At 60.7% G+C, this 1,932-nt stretch carries 2 protein-coding genes; both read right to left on the bottom strand.

The window, feature by feature from the left end; translation table 11 throughout:
- Positions 1-1,367 (bottom strand): SLC13 family permease (locus H9X91_RS13980; protein WP_204805868.1); only part of this gene is annotated, 1,367 nt, incomplete at its 3' end.
- A gap of 387 nt (positions 1,368-1,754) precedes the next feature.
- Positions 1,755-1,922 carry a hypothetical protein gene (locus tag H9X91_RS14830; protein WP_420850745.1) on the bottom strand — a complete coding sequence of 56 codons (168 nt, stop codon included), beginning with the start codon at positions 1,920-1,922 and terminating at the stop codon, positions 1,755-1,757.
- Positions 1,923-1,932 lie beyond the last annotated feature (10 nt).

Here is a 1,932-nt window from a genome sequence, read left to right as displayed (position 1 = left end):
AGGCCGAGGCCGCACTTCATCATGTCCTTCAGCTCGATCTCGCCGGTGCCGTAGACGATGGCGTTCGGGGGCGTTCCGGGAGGCAGCATGAAGGCGAAGTTGCAGGCCACCAGGCAGGACAGCATCATGGCGAAGGGGTTGACGCCGATGGCCTCGCCCACGCCGGCCAGGACCGGGATGAAGGCGGCGGCAACCACGGCGTTGGTGGTCAGCTCGGTGATGATGGCGGTGACGATGCCCACCAGGATCACGATCAGGACGGAGTTCATGCCCTCCAGGCCGGACAGCATGGCGGCGATCCACTCCGCGACGCCGGCGTCACGGAAGGCGTTGCCCATGACCATGGAGCCGCCCAGCAGGATGACGGCGTTCCAGGGGATGTCGTTGAAGCCGGTCTTCCAGTCGCAGACGTACTCGCCCTTCTTGAAGTCGATGGGGCAGATCATGACCAGGATGGCGCCGAACATGGCGATGGTCTCATCCGTGGCGAAGGGGAACCACTCGCCCCACAGGATGGAGCGGGTGCACCACAGGACCACGCAGATGAGGAAGATGATGGCGGTGTACTTCTCGCCCTTGTTCATGGGGCCCAGCTCCTCATACTGCTTGCGGGCAATGGAGATATCGATGTCGGGCATCTTGTCGACCTTGAAGAACTTCACCATATAGATCCAGAAGAAGGGGATCAGCAGGATCATGAAGGGCAGGCCGATCTGCATCCACTGCAGGAAGTTGATGTCCACCCCAATGGTCTCCCGGATGAGGCTCAGGCCGGTGGGAGTCGTGGTGGTGCCGATGATGGTGCCCAGACCGCCGATGGTGGCGGCGTAGGGGATGGCCAGGACCATGGCCTTCTTCAAGCCGGCGGCCTCACTGCCCAGGGCGCTGGCGATGGCCAGGGCCACGGGCAGCATCATGACGGTGGCGGTGGTGTTGGACATCCACATGGAGACGAAGGCCACGGCCAGGATGAAGCCCAGGACCAGGGTGGCGGGCTTCTTGCCCACCTTGCTGACGATGCCCAGGGCGATGCGCTTATGCAGGCCGTGCTTCACCATGGAGCCGGACAGGAAGCCCACGCCCACCAGCAGGTAGCAGGTGGAATACGCATAGTGCGCGAACAGTGTGATGCCGTTCTGTCCGCCGGAGCCGGTGATGCCCAGCATGGGGAACAGGAAAATCGGCAGCAGTGCCGTGAACGGGATCGGCATGGCCTCGGTGATCCAGAAGACCACCATCAGCACGGTGCAGGCCAGGACCCGCTGGCCCACCTGCGTCAGCCCCTCGATGGCAGGGCCATAGCCGACGAGCAGCATGGCGACGACACCAATGAGGAAACCGAACTTTTGGACTTTTGTTTTACCCATTGAATCTCCTCCTAAAAAGATTGTCGAGTACGGCCGCGGGACCCTCCTGCGGCACTGCCCGGGCCGCCGCTCGCCCACAGCGGCTCAAGACAACCCTTATCTTGTAGCAAAAGGCATGCCACAGGATATAAAGATTTTCTTTTCGGAGATTAAGACAGCGTTAAAGTGCAAAATGGGCATTTGGCGAAAATCCCGGAAAAACACCGCCGGGATTGGGCCACCTGTACAAATATCGGCAAAGGGCGGATGAGGCGTAACAGAATGTAACAGGAAGTGTCACATGTGCGTTGCACACGTAAACTTTTTCCGGCGGAGAATGAAACGCCGGGCAGAAAAAGGTCCCGCGTCCTGTGGACGCGGGACCCTTCACCGTATGTTCCGATCCGGTCAGACAGTGCCGACGCCGAACAGACCCATGGTGATGAAGTACAGAACGATGGGGAAGACGATTAGAGCGATGATCTTCAGGCCGAGGCCGCACTTCATCATGTCCTTCAGCTCGATCTCGCCGGTGCCGTAGACGATGGCGTTCGGGGGCGTTCCGGGAGGCAGCATGAAGGCGAAG

Source organism: Oscillibacter valericigenes (assembly GCF_016902445.1).
In the GTDB taxonomy this organism is placed as follows: domain Bacteria; phylum Bacillota; class Clostridia; order Oscillospirales; family Oscillospiraceae; genus Oscillibacter; species Oscillibacter avistercoris.
This window is presented reverse-complemented; position numbering and strand designations above follow the sequence as displayed.

Bases quoted from the DNA above. Each gene is read 5' to 3' on its own strand.
- H9X91_RS14830 (WP_420850745.1), bottom strand. From the start codon at position 1,922: ATGCTGCCTCCCGGAACGCCCCCGAACGCCATCGTCTACGGCACCGGC.